This is a genomic window from Ruegeria sp. BHSB064 (assembly GCF_059613205.1).
Map to the genome: position 1 here is coordinate 1 of NZ_JBXWSB010000006.1, position 19,819 is coordinate 19,819.

Sequence of the window (19,819 nt, forward strand, 5' to 3'; positions counted from 1 at the left end):
CTTCCGGATCTGACCCGCCCAATTGCAAAGCGACTGGATGCTCATCCGGCGAATACTCTAGCAGATGCATCGCCCCACCCCGCACAAGCGCAGGGGCTGTCACCATCTCGGTATACAGCAAAGTCTGGGCGCTGAGCAGTCGATGGAAAAATCGACAATGTCGATCTGTCCAATCCATCATGGGAGCCACGCTAAGGCGCGCGGCATGTTGTGCGTTGTTTTTCAAAGCGCTAGCTCCACACAGCCTTGAACTTCTTTGCGTACAAGCTCCTTGGATTTCGCTGTGTTGTCGCAAACTGTCCAGGAACCTCGATTCGAGTGTCCTTGGGGTTTAGCACATCCAGAACGCGCGAACAGCAGAGGGAAAGCCACTGACCATCGGTCCTTGTGATTAGCCCAGTCTCAGAGACGCGACTTTAGGCCGGCCACCAATATCCTGAAGTGTTTTGTGTTGGATCAAGTCAATCCGCAAGCTATCGCCCACAGGAACTTTGGGCAAAGCTCTATTCCGTGTCCCTCACCCTTCGGGCGCGTTCAAATGCCCCTTGTTCCTGCTTCGCGTTTTCCGCAGCAGAGTTTTGATCGGAAAGCTTTTCAAGTCGCAAACCATACGTCGCCGGAACAAGTTGACCGGCGCGTTTCATGCCTTTGAACCGGGCATACATGGATCGCTTTTTGGTGACCTGATGGGGTTGGGTTTTGTTCATGTAGTCGATATCGACCTCTCCCCCAGCGGTCAGGAACCCATCTGCAATTGCAGCCTGCAACAGCGCTTCGCCGCGCTGCGAGCGGGTGATGATAGAATTGGTACCGGGGTCCGTCAGTGATTCTTCGCGGTCTGGCGTAGCTTTGGGCCATGTATCAGCAGCAGCAATGTCTGCGGCCTCACCGATACCATCCGGGCAAACCTTGCACCTGAACGGCAGCGACCAGGCGCTTTCGTCTTCTCCCCAGAAATCGAGATAATGAAAGTCACGGCGGTCATCTTTGGTGGTGATCGTCGTTGGGCCCGGGCACCCGCGTCCGCGGTACCGCAGCGCAGTCACCTGCTCACGCTCAATCCCGTTCTCGGCCAGAAACCGACCCATCGCCTGATCCGGCATGAAACCGCCGCAGACCATCGCCATCATGTATTTGATCAGCCGGTTCACACGCGCGTCCTTGTGCGCGAGATTTCGTATGGCGTTCAGATCACAGGGCTTTGCCACAACAGCAAAAGGTTCTTCGCGGTCCAAAGCAGCCCCCAACCCGATCAGCGGCGCTGTTGGTCCATACCGAGACCCTGCCCCGCCCAGCACCTCTTCCAATGTTGTGGAAATCGTCGCCATTCCAAAGGTCGGTTCGTCCTCCGAGGCTTTGACATGCAGGATGAACGAAACCCGGCCAGAATGCAGGAGGTATTGCGCCAGCGCGGTCAACACACCGGCTGTTGAGCCTTCATATCTGGTGTTGGCTTCAGTCGCCCAGGCAAGCGACAGGCTGTGATACGGGCCCCAAACCAGATCATGGTACGGGGCAGCCTTTGCGTCTTTGGGCGGAATAGCCTCACAGCGCGTTCCGGGGCAAATGTCGTACACAAGGTCGACATCCGCCTTGGACAGGTCGCCTTGGATCTTGGGGCGCAGTTCACCATCCCGCGCCTTTTCCATTTGCAGTTTTTCTGATCCGAGCACGGATTGGCACAGACCGCAGCCGATACACAAACCGTCCATCAGAATCTTGTCGAAACGTGTGTTCGGGTCCGTGTTTGTCATTCAAGCCCGCCCCAAGCCACGAATGGGCCGTTGCGGTAGTTCGTTTTGCCGAACATGAAATCGGTTTTGTCCGGGTTGGTGACACGTCCGCCTGCGGCGGCAAGAACCGCGTGGCCGGCGCCGGTGTCCCATTCCATCGTCGGCCCGAAACGCGGATAGACGTCCGCTTCGCCCGCCGCCACCAGACAGAACTTGAGCGACGAACCGATCGAGGTGGTCTGGTCGATCCCATGATCGCTCAGCCAGGCGTCGGTATCGGCATCCCGGTGCGAGGCGCTGGCCACTGCAACGGCTCCGCTTTCCGGCACGTTACGCACACTGATTTTGCGTGTTACACCACCACTGGTTTCTTCGGCCTCATGTCCGACGATACCAACAAACATACGATCCAGCGCCGGAGCATACACAACGCCAAACACCGGACGGCCCTTTTCGATCAGCGCGATATTCACTGTGAAGCTGCCCTTGCCGTCGCGTTTCAGAATCTCTTTGGTTCCGTCCAGCGGATCGACCAGGAAGAATGTCTCGGGGGCGGCCAGCGCATGGCTGGCCGCGTTTTCTTCCGAGATCACGGTGATGTCCGGGGCGGCGGCGTGAAGCGCTGGGAGTATGATCGCCTCTGCCGCCGCGTCCGCCTCGGTGACCGGAGAGCCATCGCCCTTGTATTCAGCCTCGGCGGGTTTCTGATAGACCTCCATGATCTTTGCCCCCGCTTCGCGGGCAACTGGAACCAAAGCGGCCTTCAATACATCCAGATCCATCACCTGTCCTCTCACCAGCTGCCCGAGATGAGGCCCATCTGCTCCAGTTTCAGGATCACCTGATGGGCGCAGTTGTCCACATCCGTGCCCTGAGTCTCGATGCGCAGCTCCGGGTTTTCCGGCACGTCATAGGGGTCAGAGATACCGGTGAACTCTTTGATCTTGCCATCGCGCGCCAGCTTGTACAGACCCTTGCGGTCCCGGCGTTCGCATTCCTCGATGCTGGTTGCCACATGGATTTCGACAAACGCACCAAAAGCTTCGATGTCCTCACGCACTGCCCGACGGGTGGTGGCATAAGGGGCGATCGGCGCACAGATGGCGATACCGCCGTTTTTGGTGATCTCGGAGGCGACATAGCCAATGCGGCGGATGTTCAGGTCGCGGTGCTCTTTCGAGAAACCCAGTTCCGAGCTGAGGTTTTTGCGCACCAGATCCCCGTCCAGCAGCGTCACAGGACGGCCACCCATTTCCATCAGCTTGACCATGAGCGCGTTGGCGATGGTCGATTTTCCGCTGCCTGAGAAGCCGGTAAAGAACACGGTAAAACCCTGCTCGGCCCGCGGTGGTTTGGTTTTGCGCAGCTCTGCAACCACTTCGGGGAAGCTGAACCATTCAGGGATTTCCAGACCTTCGGCCAGACGGCGGCGCAGTTCCGTTCCGCTGATGTTCAGGATCGTCACCTTGTCCTTGTCTTTGATCTCGTCATTCGGCTCGTATTGCGCACGTTCCTGCACATAGACCATGTGCTTGAAATCGACCATTTCACAGCCGATCTCGCTCTGATGCGCGCGATACATCTCTTGCGCGTCGTAAGGACCGTAAAAGTCCTCGCCCTGGCTGTTCTTGCCCGGCCCGGCATGATCGCGACCCACGATAAAATGCGTGCATCCGTGATTGGCACGGATCAGTCCGTGCCAGACCGCCTCGCGCGGTCCAGCCATGCGCATTGCCAGGTTCAGCAGGCTCATCGAGGTGGTCGAGGCCGGGTACTTGTCCAGAACCGCCTCGTAACAGCGCACACGGGTGAAGTGATCCACATCGCCCGGTTTGGTCATACCGACCACAGGGTGGATCAGCAGGTTGGCCTGTGCCTCTTTGGCGGCGCGGAAGGTCAGTTCCTGATGCGCGCGGTGCAGCGGGTTGCGGGTCTGGAAAGCCACGACCTTCTGCCAGCCAACCTTGCGGAAGTACGCGCGCAGCTCGTTTGGCGTGTCACGACGTGCTTTAAAATCGTAATGCACCGGCGGCTGAATACCCGTCACCGGACCGCCCAGATAGACCTTGCCAGCCACGTTGTGCAGGTAGTTGACTGCTGGGTGTGCATCGTCATCAGCGCCGAACACCTTCTCGGCCTCGCGCGCTTTGTCCGGCGTCCAGCGGTCGGTCACGGTCATGGTGGCAAGAATGACGCCTTCCTGATCGCGCAGGGCGATGTCCTGGCCCAGTTCGATGCTTTCAGCGAAGTCTTCGCTGACATCCAGCGTGATCGGCATCGGCCAGAGCGTGCCATCGGCCAGACGCATATTCTCGACCACGCCGTCATAATCGGCCTCGGTCAGGAATCCTTTCAGAGGGTTAAATCCGCCATTCATCAGCAATTCCAGATCGCAGATCTGGCGCGGACTCAGGTCATGGCTGGTCAGATCCGCCGCCTCAACCTTCAGTTTCGCAGCCGAGTCATACGAAACATAAAGCTCGGGGATCGGACCATAAGGCATGACTTTGGCAATACGCGGCGCCGCCTCAGTTTTCACTTGCTTGTTCATTTTCCAGAGACTTTCAGACGGTTTCCAACACGCGGATGCGGTGCTTGTACAGATGATCATAGTGGGGCTTCATCCGACGATGGACGCGACGCACACGTTCCGGAGCATCAGCCACTTCGATATATTTACGTTTCTGCGGTGTCAGGCCGGTGGATTGAGCCAGATTGGCATGGAAAGAGCCGCCATCCCACCAACTGTGCTCGGACGGGTCGCCGCCCGCTTCCCAGGTCAGCGCCTCTGGGATGAAGGGAATACCAACGGATTCACAGAAAGCCTTGGTCATGTCATGCGGGTTTTCCAGCAAATCATCACTGTCGACGACCGGAGGTGTCGTGCCGCCGTTCAGAGCAGTCAGCAGGTCGAACAGCGCGCGCTGCTCGGGGAATCCAACCTCAAGCTCATCGAAATCCGGCCATTTGTTGTACATGGACGAAATTGTCTTGGCCGGGTCGCGGATCAGGAACGCGTGGGTGAAATGCGACAGAAACTCAGGATCCCACATGTGGTTGATATAATGAGGGAAGTCTTTGATGAAGACCGGGCCTTTTTCGGCACGCGCCTTGATATCCGCCCACACGCTTTCCAGGGTAAGGCCGGGGGTCGTGACCTCACCCTCTTTGAAGCGCGGCCACATTGGGTCTTCTCCCTGATACCAGGCTTCGCCGAAAGGTTCATGCAGGCAATCCAGATCGCCACGCTGGCGCATCATCCATTCAAACGCGGTCGAGGTGGAGCGGGGAATCCCCCAAAGTGCTACAATCTTGTGCATTCGCTTCAGTCTTTCAGTGAGGAGAGCAGGCTGCCCTGCTGGGTTTCCGGGGCCAGGCCCAGGGTTTTGAAGATGCGCCAGTAGAGCGCGGTGTCGTGGCCGATGACCGGCTTGCCAAGGCGTTCCTCCAGCTCGACTTCGTAGTGAACCGGACGTTGCGCAATTCCGTCGGACGGACGGCGGTAATTGCTCATCCCGTTGATCAGATAGGCGTCCACGTTGGGGGCTTTGTCGGCGGTATAATCGAAGGACTTGTAAATCAGCTCTTCGTCAAAACACCAAATGCAATCATCGACCGCTTCCTGACTGTCGAACCAACCCTGATCAAAGAAGTTACCGGCCCAGACAACGTCAAACCCGGCCTCTTTCAGGAAACCCACCGTACCTTGATACCAAGTGTCCCTGTGATAGCAGGCGTTCAGCGCAACCTTTTCGACATTTTGATCCCGCAGCGCCTCGACCATCGAATAGCCCGACATGTGAAACGGTGTTTCGTACTTGTCGCTCAGCATTTCGATATGTTGGCGGATGCCCTCGACACCCAGGCCACTGGCGTGCACCCAGTTCGAACCGACCTGCCCGCAGACATCAGCGCCGTTATTGGCCATACATTCCATGAATTCTTCCAGCAGACCGAAGTTCTTTTTGCGCTGGTCCAGGCGATGCGCGTAATCCGGCACGTGAAGCATGCGCCCGTGAACACCGACACTGCGCGGAGCCATGCGCAGGAAGTCCGACGGGGCTGCGTCAAAGTCATGCGGAGGGCAAGTGAAGCCTACCTGATGCGGGAACAGTTTAACCTTGGGGTTTTCCCACTTGGGCGGCTTTACGTAAGTGTTCATCGCTCTTCTTTTCCATTGGAATATTCAGGTCGAGAGTTAGACCTGTTTCGTCTGATTTTCCTATTGCTTTTTTGTGCTTGTCCTCATATCGGAATTGATATGACGTCGCGCATGTATAATCTGCCATCCACAAGCTCTCTGATCGCGTTTGAAGCAGTTGCGCGATTGCAGGGGTTTGCGCGTGCAGCCGAAGAGCTTAACACCTCACAGCCTGCAATCAGCCGTCACATCCGCAATCTGGAAATTCGTTTTGGGGCGGATCTTTTTCACCGGGACAGAACGCCGATTTGCCTGACGGCTAAAGGAAGCTTGTTCTATGCCGGAGTCGTTCAGGGATTTGACGCATTACAGAACGCGGTTCGGGATCTTGAGCGCGTCGAGAATCGGGTCACATTGGTGTGTTCGCATTCGGTATCGCATCTGTTGCTCATGCCCCGCTTTGGAAAACTCCGGCAGGCGCTGGGTCGTAATGTCGAGCTGCGATTCATGACGTCGGCTTACAATCTGGTTCAGGCAGCTGTTGAGACAGGCGGTGATATCGTTTTTGAATACTCCGCTTCGCCGCCCGAACACGAACATGTCGTCGTGTGCAAGGAAGAAATCAAGCCCATCGGAACGCCCGAAAATGTTGACAGAGCGAAAGACGCATTGCAGGGCAAGTGCGACCCGCCGCCGCTTTTGAAGCTTCAAAAGGAAAACTATGGATGGATGGACTGGTCCGACTGGCAAAGCGCGCATCCCGGCTATGCCAATTGGCCGATTTCGGAAGAGTTCGACAGCTATGTCTATTTGTTGGAAGCCGCCGCGTCCGGCGAGGGGCTTGGCCTTGGGTGGCGTAGCTTTGTCGATGCCTATCTGGACCGTGGTGATCTGGTTGAAATGCCCGATGACTGGTATTCCAGAGAGACCATTATTTATGCCAGGCTGACCCGCTACGGGCAACAGAACCCTATCGCTCGAAAATGCCTCAAACTGCTGGAAAACCTATAGCCGCATCGCTGCTGGCGCACGACTTTGTGGCAGGCACATTGGGTTAAAAAAACTGTATCGCAACACAAGCCCTCAAGATGGGCCGTGTTATGCCGAAACACTTTTACGAGCAGAATCTCCCCGATCCCCGCTAAAAGCGCTGGATCAATCACCGCTTGAAGCAGAAGAAACGCCGTACCTGCTGATCATCATCTCAACACTGTTTTCGATCGTTTGCGCCATTTCCGATTCGCTAAGCGTTCCCCCCGTGAACATCAGCGGCCAAAAAGCCCGCGCCTTGATCAGACCGACAAACTCGATTCCCGCGCGTTCGGGATCATCAACCTGCAACTGCCCGTCCTCGGCTGCATCTTTCAGCATCGCAATAAAGGTCTGGGTCTTGTCCAGTTTCCCTTGAACCTTCGCCGCAAGCTCGGGGTTGCGCAAAGTTTCGCTGACCACCATCCGTGCCATGGCGATCACGTCGGGATGCATCAGAATCCGTCCCTCGGCCCAGGCCAGTTCAGTCAATTGCTCGCGAATATCGCGGCCTTTTTCGTACCGGATTTCCAGCACTTCGGCAAAACGGCTGGATAGCTCAACAACGATAGAGCGAAACAGATTATCTTTACTTTCGAAATACTTGTACAGCGTGCGCTTGGACACTTCTGCCTGAGCCGAAATTCGATCCATGCTGGCCGCAGCAAAACCCTTTTCCTGGAATTCGGCCACGGCAGCTTCGATGATCTGTGCGTACTTGGACGCATTCGGCGTGCTGCATTCGTTCATATCAGAGCTATAGACCCATTGACGGGCAACGGTCAAATCCTAGGTAAACGCAAGAGTTTACAAGCGCGCAGATCTGTGGCACTAGTAAACCCGCCAGTTTACCACTTTGGAAACCAGCCCGAACAGGAGAGTCCCCAATGTCCTTAACTTTGAAACTAAACGGCAAGACCCATGAGGTTGATGCCGAACCCGGCACGCCCTTGCTGTGGGTGATCCGGGATGAGTTGAAGCTGACCGGAACCAAATTCGGATGCGGCGTAGCGTCATGCGGCGCGTGCACCGTGCATTTGAATGGCGAGCCTGTCCGCTCGTGCCAGACTTACATCGAAGATGTCGAAGACGCCGAAATCACCACAATCGAAGCGGTCGGCGACGACAAGATCGGTGCTGCTGTTCAACAGGCGTGGGTCGAGCTGGACGTGGTTCAATGTGGCTATTGCCAATCGGGTCAGGTGATGTCGGCGGTAGGGCTGCTTTCGGAAAACCCCAAGCCCTCGGCGGAAGAAATCGACGACTATATGGCCGGCAACGCGTGCCGTTGTGCAACCTATCAACGCATCCGCGCCGGTATCCAGCGCGCGTCCGAAATCCTGGAGGCCTGATTCATGACCATCAACACTTCCCGCCGTGGATTTCTGAAAGGTGCCGCCGCTGCTGGCGCCGTCCTGCTGGTTGGCGCCCGCCCCGATGGCACGCTTGCTGCCGCAACAGCGGAAAGCGCTCAGTTCAATCCGTTCGTGAAAATTGATGCCGATGGCACAGTAACCGCAATCGTTAAGCACTTTGAGATGGGCCAAGGTCCGGCGACCGGCCTGCCCACTTTGATTGCCGAGGAAATCGGCTTGCGTATGGACCAGATCGCGTATGAATTTGCGCCGTCCAATGCGCAGGTCTACGCCAACCTGGCGTTCGGTCAGGCACAAGGCACAGGCGGGTCGACCGCCATCGCAAACTCGTGGCAACAATACCGTCAGGCCGGTGCTGCTGCGCGTGAGATGCTGATCAACGCTGCCGCTCAGGCGTGGGGCGTGGATGCGTCGGGCGTGACCATCGAAGAGGGTATTGTTAAAGCAGGCGACACGTCGGCACCGATCGCTGAATTCCTTGCAGCGGCTGCACAGCTCGAAGCCCCGGCCGAACCGCGATTGAAAGATCCGTCAGAGTTTCGCCTGATCGGCAACGAAGCCGTACGCCGTAAGGATTCGGCAATCAAAGGCAACGGTCAGGCCATTTATGGCATGGACCTGCACCTGCCCAACCAAATGGTTGCAATGATCAAACGCCCTGACGCACGCGGTGGAACGGTCAAGAGTTTTGACGACAGCGGTTCAAAGCAAGTGAAAGGCTTCATTAACGCAGCGACCCTGCCGAACCAGGCCGGTGTAGCTGTCTATGCCGAAAACACCTGGGCGGCCATTCAGGCCCGCGAAGCGCTTGAGGTTGAATGGGATCTTTCCGCTGCCGAAACCCGCAGTTCTCAGCAAATTGAGGAAGAGATCCGCGCCGCTTTGGACGCCGCGCCCCAGTACAACGTCAACGGAGCGGACGCGACCGAAGTTGCCGCAAAGATCGACGGTGCCGACACGGTTCTGGAGAAAACGTTCTACTTCCCGCTGCTGGCGCATGCACCGATGGAACCGATGAACTGCACCATCGAACAGGCAGAGGACGGTACGATTGTGCTGCACGATGCAGCGCAGATCCCGACGCTTGTGCACTTCGCACTGGCAGCCATCTTCGAACTGCCGCCCGAGAAAATCCAGATCAACACCTTGTTGGCCGGTGGATCTTTCGGGCGCCGTGCAACACCGGACGCAGATTATCAGGTCGAGGCGGCTTTGGCCTTTGCAGTCACTGATCGCACGCGTCCGGTCAAGCTGGTTTGGACACGCGAAGATGACATCCGTAGCGGCTATTACCGCCCGGCGTTCGGCCACAAGGTTCGGATTGGGCTGGACGGTCAAGGCAACATCGTCGGGTGGCAGCACCAGGTTGCAGGCCAGTCCATCATGAAAGGGACGGCCTTCGAAGCGGTATTGGTTCATGACGGCATCGATCACAGCTCGATCGAAGGCATCGCGGACAGCCCCTATGCAATTCCCGGTATGGCATTGGGGTTGACGGATACACCAAAAGCAACCTCGGTTCTGTGGTGGCGGTCTGTGGGACACACCCACACAGCCTATGTCATGGAAACCATGATGGATCTTGCCGCGCAGAGCGCGGGGCGTGATCCAGTGGAGTTCCGCCTGGCCCATTTGTCCGACAGCAGCAATCCAGACCAACAGCGCAAGGCAGCCGTTTTGAAACTGGCTGCTGAAAAGGCTGGCTGGGGGAACCCTGCTGAAGGCCGGGCATTGGGTATTGCGGTTCACAAGTCCTTTGGGTCTTACGCGGCTGAAGTGGTCGAGGTTTCGGGCGATCCGGAAAGCGGCATCAAGATCGAAAAGGTCACTTGCGCCGTGGATTGCGGTATTGCCGTGAACCCCGATACTGTGCGCGCCCAGATGGAAGGCGGCATTGGCTATGGCATTGGCCATGTGATGCGCGACCAGATCACTCTGACCAGCGGTGCGGTAGATCAGTTTAATTTCCCTGACTATGAGCCGCTACGGATTGGCGACATTGCCGCGATCGACGTGCATATCATGCCGTCCGCCGAGGCGCCGACCGGTGTTGGCGAACCTGGCACACCGCCTTCGGCACCTGCGCTGGCCAACGCGATCCACGCTTTGTCAGGCGTTCATATTGCGCAACTGCCGATGGAAGAGAACGGCGTTAGTTTTGCGTAAATAGCATTACCCCGCGCCGGATCACACCGGCGCGGGGCCTTGCCTTGGTCTCCTGATCTAAAATTTGATCAAATTTGGTGACAAAACAGGTTCATTGAAGTACATCACGGGGAACCAGCACCGACGGAGCCCCCAATGGACCTGAGCGCCCTGCACAATTTTCGCGTCGCCGCATGTGACCTGAATGGCCAGATGCGTGGCAAGCGCGTTCCCCCTGCTTATGCAGACAAATTGGACAAAGGTGCAGTTCGAATGCCATTCTCGGCATTGAACGTCGATCTTTGGGGCGCTGATATCGACGGCAGCCCGCTTGTCTTTGAAACCGGTGATGCTGATGGCGTGTTGCGTCCGACCGAGCGCGGCGCGGTTCCTGTGCCGTGGCTTGAGAGTGAATCAGCCCTGGTGCCAATGAGCCTTTACAATGACGAAGGCGCACCATTTGCCGGAGATCCACGCCACGCTTTGTCAGCGACACTGGACCGCTACGCGCAACGCGGCTGGTCAGTCATGGCGGCAACTGAACTGGAGTTTACTCTGGTCGATGCCTCTGGCCCGCAACCGCAACCTCCGGTGAACCCGATCACCGGACGTCGCATGTCGGACGAGGCCGTTCTGTCGGTCGCTGAAATGGACGCGTTCGAGGATTTTTTCACCGACCTGTACGATGGCTGCGCCGACATGGACATCCCTGCGCAGACGGCCATCTCGGAAAGCGGTATCGGCCAGTTTGAGATCAACCTGAACCATCAGGGCGCTATGCGCTGCGCAGACGATACATGGCTTTTCAAGGCGTTGACGCGCGGGCTGGCCCGCAAACATGGATTTGCGGCGACCTTCATGTCGAAACCCTATGCCGATGATGCAGGCAACGGGATGCATGTGCATTTCTCGGTTCTGGATCAAGACGGGCGCAACGTGTTTGACAACGGCGGATCAGAAGGCACTCAGGTTCTGAAGTCTGCCGTTGCAGGCTGTGTCGCGGCCATGCCGGGAAGTACACTGATCTTTGCACCGCACGGCAACTCTTACACCCGGCTGGTGCCGGGCGCACATGCGCCGACGGGGGCGTGCTGGGCCTACGAGAACAGAACCGCCGCCATTCGCATTCCGGGTGGCAACCCATCCGCGCGCCGTATCGAGCACCGCGTCGCAGGTGGGGACATCAACCCCTACCTCATGCTGACTGCAGTTCTGGGTGCAGCACTGGTTGGTATCGAAGACGGGTTGCAACCGCCTGCTCCGATTTCCGGAAACGCCTATGATCTGCCAGACTTGCCGCAGTTGATGCCAGACTGGTCAACGGCAATAGACCGGTTTGAAGCAGACCCCATGATCGCGCGCCTGTTCCCTGCCGATCTGATCCAGTATCTGGCCATGACCAAACGGCAGGAAGTCAGACGGTTTTCGGGTATCCCACCAGAGGCGCACTGGCTGAGCTATCTTGAGGCGGTTTGACCCTCTTGCCGCCTTGCGCGGACTCGGCTAGAATGAATTTGATCAAATTTGGTGACACATGAAAATCGGCATATTACAAACCGGCCACACCCCCGATGTGCTGCAGGGTGAATTCGGGGATTACGATGCTCTGTTTCCCAAACTTCTTGATGGACACGGGTTTGATTTCGAAACCTTCGCCGTTGTAGACGGCATTTTCCCGAATGGGGCTGATGACGCAGACGGTTGGGTCATCACCGGTTCGCGTCATGGCGCTTATGAAGACCTGCCATGGATTGCACCGCTGGAAGCGCTGGTCCGAGAGATCCACCGAAGCGGCAAACCCCTTATTGGTGTGTGTTTTGGTCACCAGATCATCGCACAGGCCCTCGGCGGCAAGGTCGAAAAGTTCTCGGGCGGATGGGCCGTAGGGCGCACCGAATACGACTATAACGGGGATAAGGTCTGGCTGAATGCCTGGCATCAGGATCAGGTTGTAGACCTTCCTGAACAGGCGCGTGTTCTGGGGCGGAATGCATTCTGTGAAAACGCAATGCTGGCCTATGGGGACACGATCTGGACCGTTCAGGCGCATCCAGAGTTTTCCAACGGCTTTGTTTCGGGCCTGATGCGAACACGCGGCAAAGGCGTGGTTCCCGACGACCTGATGCAAGCCGCCGCAAACCGTGAAACTGCACCTGATGACAATGCCAGAATCGCGCGCCAGATGGCCGAGTTTCTAAAGAAAGAGAGAGCCTGATGGCTGATTGGACTGATAAACTGCCGGACGCCGCCAAAGCGTATTTCCATGGACAAAGGCTGGACGAGGTTGAATGCATCATCTCGGACCTGCCCGGTATTGCGCGGGGCAAGGCGGTGCCTGCCTCAAAGTTTGCAAAGCAGTCGTATTTCCACCTGCCCGACAGCATATTCTACCAGACCATCACCGGTGGCTGGGGTGAAGCTGCGGGTGAAGACGGCTTTATCGAACGGGATATGATCCTGAAGCCCGATTTCTCGACCACCTCCGCCGCGCCCTGGACCGGAGACTGGACGTTGCAGGTGATCCACGACGCCTATGACCGGGAAGACAATCCCATCCCGTACAGCCCGCGCAACGTTCTGAAGCGTGTTGTGCAGCTTTATCACGACAAGGGCTGGAAACCTGTTGTCGCGCCCGAGATGGAATTCTTCCTCGTGGCCCCCAATGTCGACCCGGCACAGGGCATCAAGCCGATGATGGGACGTTCTGGTCGCCCTGCTGCGGCGCGACAGGCTTATTCCATGACAGCGGTGGATGAGTTCGGCCCGGTGATCGACGACATCTATGATTTCGCCGAGCATCAGGGGTTCGAGATCGACGGCATCACGCAGGAAGGCGGTGCCGGGCAGTTGGAGATCAACCTGCGCCACGGCAACCCGATCAAGCTGGCGGATGAGGTGTTCTATTTCAAACGCCTGATCCGAGAAGCCGCGCTGCGCCACAACTGTTTTGCGACCTTCATGGCCAAACCGATCGAGGACGAACCCGGATCGGCTATGCACATCCATCATTCGATCATCGACATGGAAACGGGGGAGAACATCTTCTCCGGTCCGCAGGGCGGTGAGACGGACGCGTTTTACCACTTCATCGCGGGCTTGCAGAACCACTTGCCCGCCGGGCTGGCGGTGATGGCGCCTTACGTGAATTCCTACCGACGCTATGTGAAAGACCACGCCGCGCCAATCAATCTGGAATGGGCCCGCGACAACCGAACAACCGGAATCCGCGTACCCCTGTCCGGCCCTGCGGCGCGCCGTGTCGAAAACCGCATCGCAGGGATGGACTGCAACCCATATCTTGGCATCGCCTTGTCGCTTGCCTGCGGCTATCTGGGCCTGGTCGAACAAGAACGCCCCCGTCGCCAATTCTATGGCGACGCGTATGAAGGCGAAGGAGATATTCCGCAGATCATGGGGGAAGCGCTGGATCTGTTTGACGGGGCCACTGCCTTGCACGAGGTTCTTGGACCCGAATTTGCCCGCGTCTATGGCATTGTAAAACGGGCCGAGTACGAAGAGTTCCTGCAGGTCATCTCTCCGTGGGAACGCGAGCATCTTCTGGTCAACGTCTGAGCCGCGTCGTGAACCTGCTTTATTCGAATGACCGCAAGGGCGAATACCCTGCCAGTTGGTACGCTGCGACGGCGAACCCGATGGATCGTTTTCCCGCGCTGTCAGGAGAGATCAAGGCGGATGTGTGCGTTGTGGGCGGTGGTTATACCGGCCTGTCCGCAGCATTGCATCTGGCCGAAGCTGGGTTCGACGTCGTATTGCTTGAGGCCCACCGCGTCGGCTTTGGCGCCTCGGGTCGCAACGGTGGTCAGCTGGGCAGCGCACAGCGGATGGATCAGGAGGACCTTGAACGCCTTGTTGGTGACGATGACGCCGCCAAACTGTGGGATCTGGCCGAAGACGCCAAGGATCTGGTTAAAACCCTGATCGCCAAGCACAATATCGCGTGTGATCTGAAACCCGGTGTCGCGGTTTTGGGCCTAAGCACCTCAGAGCAGAAAGAACTGCACGACCACGCCGGTCATCTGTCTGGCCGGTATGGCTATGATCAGATTGAGCTGTTGGACGAAAACGCTGGCCGTGCACTCTGCCCATCCCCGGCTTACGAAGGTGGCTATTTGGATATGGGTGCGGCGCATTTGCATCCGTTGAATTTTGCATTGGGATTGGCACAAGCAGCGGCGAAAGCGGGCGTACGGATTTTTGAAAGCACCGAGGTCACAGGGGTTGGTGAAGCACAGCCTGCGGTGATCCGAACGTCTGAAGGGGCTGTTCGGGCCGAGCATGTGATTCTGGCCTGCAACGGCTATCTGGGCGACCTCAACCGCTCTGTTGCCTCTCGGGTCATGCCCATCAACAACTTCATTGCTGCTACCGAACCATTGGGCAGCGACGTAGCGCGGGTTCTGACACAGGATGTCGCGGTTGCTGACACCAAGTTTGTTGTGAATTACTTCCGCCTGAGTGCGGATGGTCGACTGTTGTTTGGGGGCGGCGAAAGCTATGGCTACCGTTTCCCTTCGGACATTGCCGCCAAAGTCCGCAAACCCATGACCGAGATTTTTCCCCACCTGCGTGACGTCAAAATCGACTATGCGTGGGGTGGAACCTTGGCCATCACAATGCGGCGGATGCCCTATTTGGCCCGCGTCGCGCCAAATATCCTGTCCGCTTCGGGCTATTCCGGTCATGGAGTCGGCACCGCGACCCACGCCGGGCAGCTGATGGCGCTGGCTATTCAAGGACAGGCTGAAGGGTTCGACACAATGGCGCGCGTGCCTGCGCTGCCCTTCCCCGGCGGTCCCGCGCTGCGCAACCCGCTGCTGGTGCTTGCGATGAGCTGGTTCGCGCTGCGCGACCGGCTTGGGGTCTGATCCACGTAAATTACGACAGATTGGTGAATTTTCGCCAACCCTTTGATTGAGGGCTTGGATTGCCATGTGATTACCTTTATCTTTCCCAAAGATAGAATTCGGGAAATCCAAATATGACGCTTCCACCAAACGTCCATGACGCCGAACCCATCCCAGCAGCAGCCCGCGAAGCCATCGATGCCTTGATGCAATCAGGCGATCTGTTCCGCTATACCGCGCCGCAAGATGCCCCGGTGGCCTTGCTGGAAGCCGAGTTCGCGGAATTGCTGGGCTCGAAATACGCGCTTGCAGTATCGTCCTGCTCGGCCGCTCTGTTCCTGTCGCTCAAGGCGCTGGATTTGCCCCGTGACGCGCGCGTTCTGATCCCCGGGTTTACGTTTGCAGCAGTGCCGTCATCTGTCGTGCACGCAGATTGCATTCCGGTGCTTTGCGAAGTGGGCGAAAACTATCGCATCGACATGGCCGATTTCGAAGCCAAGCTCGGCAATGTTCAAGCCGTGATCATCAGCCATATGCGCGGACATACGTCGGATATGGATGCCATTATGGAGCTGTGCGACGCGCGCGACATTCCGGTGATCGAAGACGCTGCGCATTCGCTGGGCACCACGTGGCACGGTCGCAATATTGGCACTATTGGCAAGGTCGGCTGTTTCTCGTTCCAGTCCTACAAGATGATCAACGCCGGCGAAGGCGGCATTCTGGTCACAGACGATGCCGATCTGGTGGCCCGCGCTGTCATCACGTCTGGCGCGTATGAACATAACTGGAAGAAGCACAAAACCCCGCACGGCGATAACTCGCCTGAATTGGAAGAGGCGTTTGCGCGCTGGCAGAACAAACTGCCGCTGTATAACTTGCGTCTCAGCAATCTGAGCGCCGCGGTAATCCGCCCTCAGATCCCTGAACTTGCGCGTCGTGTGCGCGACGGTCTTGCGAACCACGACTATGTAGCCGAGCGTCTGAACACCTCACCCTATATCGATGTTCCTGCCCCGCTGGCACCCGAACGGCGCGCACCGGACTCGATCCAGTTCAATCTGGTTGGGATGCACGAGGATGAGATTCGCGCTTTTGCGGCCGCATCCGAGGCTCGCGGCGTAAAAGTTCAGGTCTTTGGTCTGAGCGAGGACAATGCCCGCGCTTTCTGGAACTGGCAGTTTCTTCCTGAAACATTTGAACTGCCGCAAACGCGCGACATGCTGATGAAAGCCTGTGACGTCCGCCTGCCTGTGCGTCTGACGCGCGAGGAGCTGGACGTGATCGCGGATATTTTGCTGGCTTCGGTAGGTGAAGTGACCGGCCCGATGCCTGTCTATGGCACCTGAAAAAACAGGCCCGCTTAACGGCGGGCCTTTTCTTTTCGATATCAGTTCAGTTTGGATAGCTTCTGCTGAAGCTCTGCCAGCTGTTTCTTGATATCATCCAGATCTTCTTTGGGTTCTGCCTTTTCTTCTTCAGTGTCCGGCGAAGACCATCCGCTGGACAACCCTCCGGTCATGGCTTTCAAGAACGCCTGTTGCTGCGCTTGCAGCGCGTCGAAACCCGGCATCTGAGACATCGGGTTCATGGCGTTCATGTTCTCCATCATCTTGCTTTGGCTTTCGCGCAGCATCTCGAATGAGCTTTGCAGGAATTGCGGCATCATGCCCCCACCCGGCACCATGTAGCTGCGGACCAGATCGTTCAGCACGTTCACCGGCAGCACATTTTCGCCACGGCTTTCATGTTCAGCGATGATTTGCAGTAGATACTGACGCGTCAGGTCATCCCCGGTTTTCAGATCGATGATCTGCACCTCACGCCCGTCGCGGATAAACCCCGCAATATCTTCGAGCGTCACGTAGTCGCTGGTCTCGGTGTTATACAGCCGACGGCTGGCATAGCGCTTGATCAGCAGCGGTTTTTCTTGGTCCGACACCGGGTACCCTCCCCAAGGATGATGCGTTGCAGCACAGGTTATGCGACTGCAGCACAAAAAGAAAGGGCAGGTCAATGGACCTGCCCGACGCGATTGCACCGTATGGGAGGATTGGGTGCGCTTCGCGGACGTTCTTACTTGGCCGCTGCGGCTTTCTTAGCAGCAGTGGTCACGTCGTTGGTTGCTTTTTTGACAGCAGCAGTTGCTTCTTCTGCAGCGTCTTTACCAGCAGCCATCAGCAGCTCGACGGTTTCGGTCTGAACTTTCTTCGCGATTTCAGCGAAAGCAGCCAGGTTTTCAGCTGCAACTTCAGCCGACGCGCTTGCAAAATCGGTTGCTGCTTTTGCGTAATCAGCAGGCTCTGCCTTTGCTTTCGACATCTCGGCCAGTTTGGCCAAAGTTTCTTTGGTCCATTTGTTCGAGATCTCAGCCGACTTACCGGCAGCTTCCAGAGCAACACCCGACAGCTTTTCGTTCAGCGAAGCGGTCGATTTGAATGCGTCTTCCATTGCGGTGGTGTCCACCGGGAATGCGCCCATCATGTCTTTCATGATCGCGCTAAAGTCTTGGGTCTTTGCCATTGTCCTAATCCTTTTAGCCGGTCCGGGCCCACCCCGGGCTTCATCAGCTTGAGGACAATATGATTGCTGCGCCGCAGCATTGCAAGTTTTTTCTTGCTGCAGCGCAGAAAAAATTTAGTTTCAAAATGAAATCAGGCGTTTGGATTTGCCAAAACATAGGTCCCCGGAGCGGGCGCAAGGCTTGGATGGTCCGAATCGCCTGCATCGCGTGCCGACACTTGTTTGCCGGACCGCTTCTTCAGCCAGGCGTCCCACATGGGCCACCACGATCCTTGATGGAAATCTGCTTCTTTCAGCCAGGCATCAGAATCCGCTTTCAGGTCCGGATTGGTGTAGTGCCCATATTTCTTCTTGCTGGGTGGGTTCACAATACCGGCGATATGGCCCGACTCTGAAACCACGAAAGTCTTCGACCGCGAACCCATTTTTTGGACACCGCGATAACAGTCTTTCCAGGCAGCTATATGATCGGTTTCGCAGGTGATGGCCATCAGGGGCACGTCTACGTCGCTTAACGTCAGCTTGTGGCCCATCAATTCAAAACCGTCCGTTGCGAATTCATTGCGCTGGCACAGGCCACGCAAATACTGCACAGCCATCTTCGCCGGAAGGTTCGCGCCATCGCCGTTCCAGTACAGCAGATCAAACGCCGGAGGCACCTCTCCCATCATATAGCTGCGAATGGCCGGTCCGTAGACAAGGTCGCGTGACCGAAGGAACGACATTGTACGCGCCATGATCCACGAGCGAAGGACGCCTTCCTTGTTCACTTCTTGCTCGATACCATCGATGAAGTCGTTTTGCAGGAAAGGTGTGAACTCACCCTGATCGGAGAAATCCGTCAACGCCGTAAACAGTGTGGCCGATTTTACTGACTTGTCACCGCGCTGCTTCATCAGCGACAAAGTCAGGCTGAGCGTGGTGCCCGCGATGCAGTAACCGACAGCATTGACTTGCTTGACCTTGCAGATCTTCTTGGCGACGTCGATTGCCGTCAAAAAGCCGTCCTGAATGTAATCTTCCATGCCTGTTTCGGCATAGCTTTCGTCAGGATTGACCCAACTGACGACGAACAAGGTGTACCCTTGATCGGTGATCCATTTGATCAGGCTGTTTTGCGCTTTCAGGTCCAGAATATAGAACTTGTTGATCCAGGGCGGGAACAGGACAATCGGCGTCTCGTATACGGATTCCGTCGCAGGCTTATACTGGATCAGTTCCATCATCCGGTTGCGGTACACAACGTCTCCCGGCGTTGTTGCCAGGTTTCCGCCGACCTCGAACGCGTTTTCATCTGCAAGCTTTACAACCAGCTCGCCATCATTGGCTTCCAGGTCTGAAACAAGGTTTTCCAACCCCTGAATCAAGGATTGGCCTTCGGTCTCAACCGCCTTTTGCAGGGCATCAGGGTTTGTTGCCAGAAAATTGGTGGGGGCCATCATGTCGATGATCTGCTGCGAGAAGTACTGCAAGCGCTGCTTGTCCTTGGTATCCAGATCGTCGACCGAGGCGACAGCTTGTGCGATGGCCTGTGCGTTGGTTTGGTATTGCTGTCGGATCAGACGGAAATAGGGATTGGTTTCCCACAAGGGATTCGAGAAACGCTTGTCTCCGGGCGTGGGATTTTCGTCTTCCACTTCACCTTGCGTCAAAGCCTGCTGCGCCTCAGCAAAGTTCAAAACAGACTTTCCCCAGAATTCTATTTGCTGTTCCAACAGTTTGGCGGGATTTTGCCAAGCTTCGGCCCAATACGCCGTTGCTGCTCGTGCGAAAAGCTCTTGATTCGGGCCATCCAACGCGGGGGTGTGCGGCTTTTTAGTAGCCATGACCTCAATCAAACGCTTCGAGAGCTGTTCGACCTTTTCCATATTTTCTTTAAGGCGTTCAATGTGTTCGTCTGATACGTCTGGCATTTGGTCTTCGCTAGTTGTCATTTTAACAATTCCCCCCTAACCTCGCTGCTATGCAGAATAACGTCGTGGGTGCTGGGGGGCAAAGCGACGAATG

The 19,819-nt window shown here is 56.8% G+C and carries 18 protein-coding genes; 8 read left to right on the plus strand and 10 right to left on the minus strand.

Annotated features, from left to right (window positions below; genetic code table 11):
• The 6 genes from AC2FNU_RS02400 to AC2FNU_RS02425 all read right to left on the minus strand — a co-directional run.
• On the minus strand, window positions 1-181 hold a 181-nt coding region (locus AC2FNU_RS02400; RefSeq protein WP_496784608.1), incomplete at its 3' end, for a tRNA-dihydrouridine synthase.
• A 322-nt stretch (window positions 182-503) separates the two neighbouring features.
• Window positions 504-1,754 carry a Coenzyme F420 hydrogenase/dehydrogenase, beta subunit C-terminal domain gene (locus AC2FNU_RS02405; RefSeq protein WP_496784537.1) on the minus strand — a complete coding sequence of 417 codons (1,251 nt, stop codon included), beginning with the start codon at window positions 1,752-1,754 and terminating at the stop codon, window positions 504-506.
• Window positions 1,751-2,515, minus strand: a complete 765-nt coding sequence (cysQ, locus tag AC2FNU_RS02410) for a 3'(2'),5'-bisphosphate nucleotidase CysQ (RefSeq protein ID WP_496784538.1) — start codon at window positions 2,513-2,515, stop codon at window positions 1,751-1,753. The genes AC2FNU_RS02405 and cysQ overlap by 4 nt, the downstream gene beginning before the upstream one ends.
• A gap of 11 nt (window positions 2,516-2,526) precedes the next feature.
• Complete coding sequence (locus AC2FNU_RS02415) at window positions 2,527-4,284, minus strand: bifunctional sulfate adenylyltransferase/adenylylsulfate kinase (protein ID WP_496784539.1); 1,758 nt, start codon at window positions 4,282-4,284, stop codon at window positions 2,527-2,529.
• A 13-nt stretch (window positions 4,285-4,297) separates the two neighbouring features.
• The gene (locus AC2FNU_RS02420; RefSeq protein WP_496784540.1) at window positions 4,298-5,053 is read right to left on the minus strand and encodes a sulfotransferase-like domain-containing protein; all 756 of its coding nucleotides are present in this window, start codon (window positions 5,051-5,053) and stop codon (window positions 4,298-4,300) included.
• Window positions 5,054-5,058: 5 nt separating this feature from the next.
• Window positions 5,059-5,895 carry a hypothetical protein gene (locus AC2FNU_RS02425; protein WP_496784541.1) on the minus strand — a complete coding sequence of 279 codons (837 nt, stop codon included), beginning with the start codon at window positions 5,893-5,895 and terminating at the stop codon, window positions 5,059-5,061.
• A 111-nt stretch (window positions 5,896-6,006) separates the two neighbouring features.
• Here AC2FNU_RS02425 and AC2FNU_RS02430 point away from each other — a divergent pair, with 111 nt between their 5' ends.
• Window positions 6,007-6,885, plus strand: coding sequence for a LysR family transcriptional regulator (locus tag AC2FNU_RS02430; RefSeq protein WP_496784542.1), 879 nt, complete (start codon window positions 6,007-6,009; stop codon window positions 6,883-6,885).
• 144 nt (window positions 6,886-7,029) lie between these two features.
• Here AC2FNU_RS02430 and AC2FNU_RS02435 read toward each other — a convergent pair whose 3' ends face one another.
• Window positions 7,030-7,653 (minus strand): TetR/AcrR family transcriptional regulator, encoded by a 624-nt coding sequence (locus AC2FNU_RS02435; RefSeq protein WP_496784543.1) that lies wholly within the window; start codon window positions 7,651-7,653, stop codon window positions 7,030-7,032.
• A gap of 137 nt (window positions 7,654-7,790) precedes the next feature.
• Here AC2FNU_RS02435 and AC2FNU_RS02440 point away from each other — a divergent pair, with 137 nt between their 5' ends.
• The 7 genes from AC2FNU_RS02440 (at window position 7,791) to AC2FNU_RS02470 (ending at window position 16,638) form a co-directional block, all read left to right on the plus strand.
• Window positions 7,791-8,255 carry a (2Fe-2S)-binding protein gene (locus AC2FNU_RS02440; protein WP_496784544.1) on the plus strand — a complete coding sequence of 155 codons (465 nt, stop codon included), beginning with the start codon at window positions 7,791-7,793 and terminating at the stop codon, window positions 8,253-8,255.
• Between the two features lie 3 nt (window positions 8,256-8,258).
• Window positions 8,259-10,445 carry a xanthine dehydrogenase family protein molybdopterin-binding subunit gene (locus AC2FNU_RS02445; protein WP_496784545.1) on the plus strand — a complete coding sequence of 729 codons (2,187 nt, stop codon included), beginning with the start codon at window positions 8,259-8,261 and terminating at the stop codon, window positions 10,443-10,445.
• Between the two features lie 135 nt (window positions 10,446-10,580).
• Complete coding sequence (locus AC2FNU_RS02450) at window positions 10,581-11,900, plus strand: glutamine synthetase family protein (protein WP_496784546.1); 1,320 nt, start codon at window positions 10,581-10,583, stop codon at window positions 11,898-11,900.
• 58 nt (window positions 11,901-11,958) lie between these two features.
• A complete protein-coding gene (locus AC2FNU_RS02455; RefSeq protein WP_496784547.1) occupies window positions 11,959-12,639 on the plus strand; it encodes a type 1 glutamine amidotransferase in 681 nt (226 codons plus the stop codon).
• Window positions 12,639-13,997 (plus strand): glutamine synthetase family protein, encoded by a 1,359-nt coding sequence (locus AC2FNU_RS02460; RefSeq protein WP_496784548.1) that lies wholly within the window; start codon window positions 12,639-12,641, stop codon window positions 13,995-13,997. Before AC2FNU_RS02455 ends, AC2FNU_RS02460 begins: the two co-directional genes overlap by 1 nt.
• Window positions 13,998-14,005: 8 nt before the next feature.
• Window positions 14,006-15,310: an NAD(P)/FAD-dependent oxidoreductase gene (locus AC2FNU_RS02465; RefSeq protein WP_496784549.1), complete on the plus strand. Its 1,305-nt coding sequence runs from the start codon at window positions 14,006-14,008 to the stop codon at window positions 15,308-15,310.
• A gap of 113 nt (window positions 15,311-15,423) precedes the next feature.
• Complete coding sequence (locus AC2FNU_RS02470) at window positions 15,424-16,638, plus strand: DegT/DnrJ/EryC1/StrS family aminotransferase (protein ID WP_496784550.1); 1,215 nt, start codon at window positions 15,424-15,426, stop codon at window positions 16,636-16,638.
• Window positions 16,639-16,679: 41 nt separating this feature from the next.
• On the opposite strand, the gene phaR is transcribed toward AC2FNU_RS02470, so the two are convergent.
• From phaR to AC2FNU_RS02485, 3 genes are all read right to left on the minus strand, one after another.
• On the minus strand, window positions 16,680-17,231 hold the full coding sequence (phaR, locus tag AC2FNU_RS02475) for a polyhydroxyalkanoate synthesis repressor PhaR (RefSeq protein WP_496784551.1): 552 nt from the start codon (window positions 17,229-17,231) through the stop codon (window positions 16,680-16,682).
• A gap of 134 nt (window positions 17,232-17,365) precedes the next feature.
• Window positions 17,366-17,812, minus strand: coding sequence for a phasin, PhaP (locus AC2FNU_RS02480; protein WP_496784552.1), 447 nt, complete (start codon window positions 17,810-17,812; stop codon window positions 17,366-17,368).
• Window positions 17,813-17,943: 131 nt separating this feature from the next.
• Window positions 17,944-19,746, minus strand: coding sequence for a PHA/PHB synthase family protein (locus AC2FNU_RS02485; RefSeq protein WP_496784553.1), 1,803 nt, complete (start codon window positions 19,744-19,746; stop codon window positions 17,944-17,946).
• Between the last annotated feature and the right edge of the window lie 73 nt (window positions 19,747-19,819).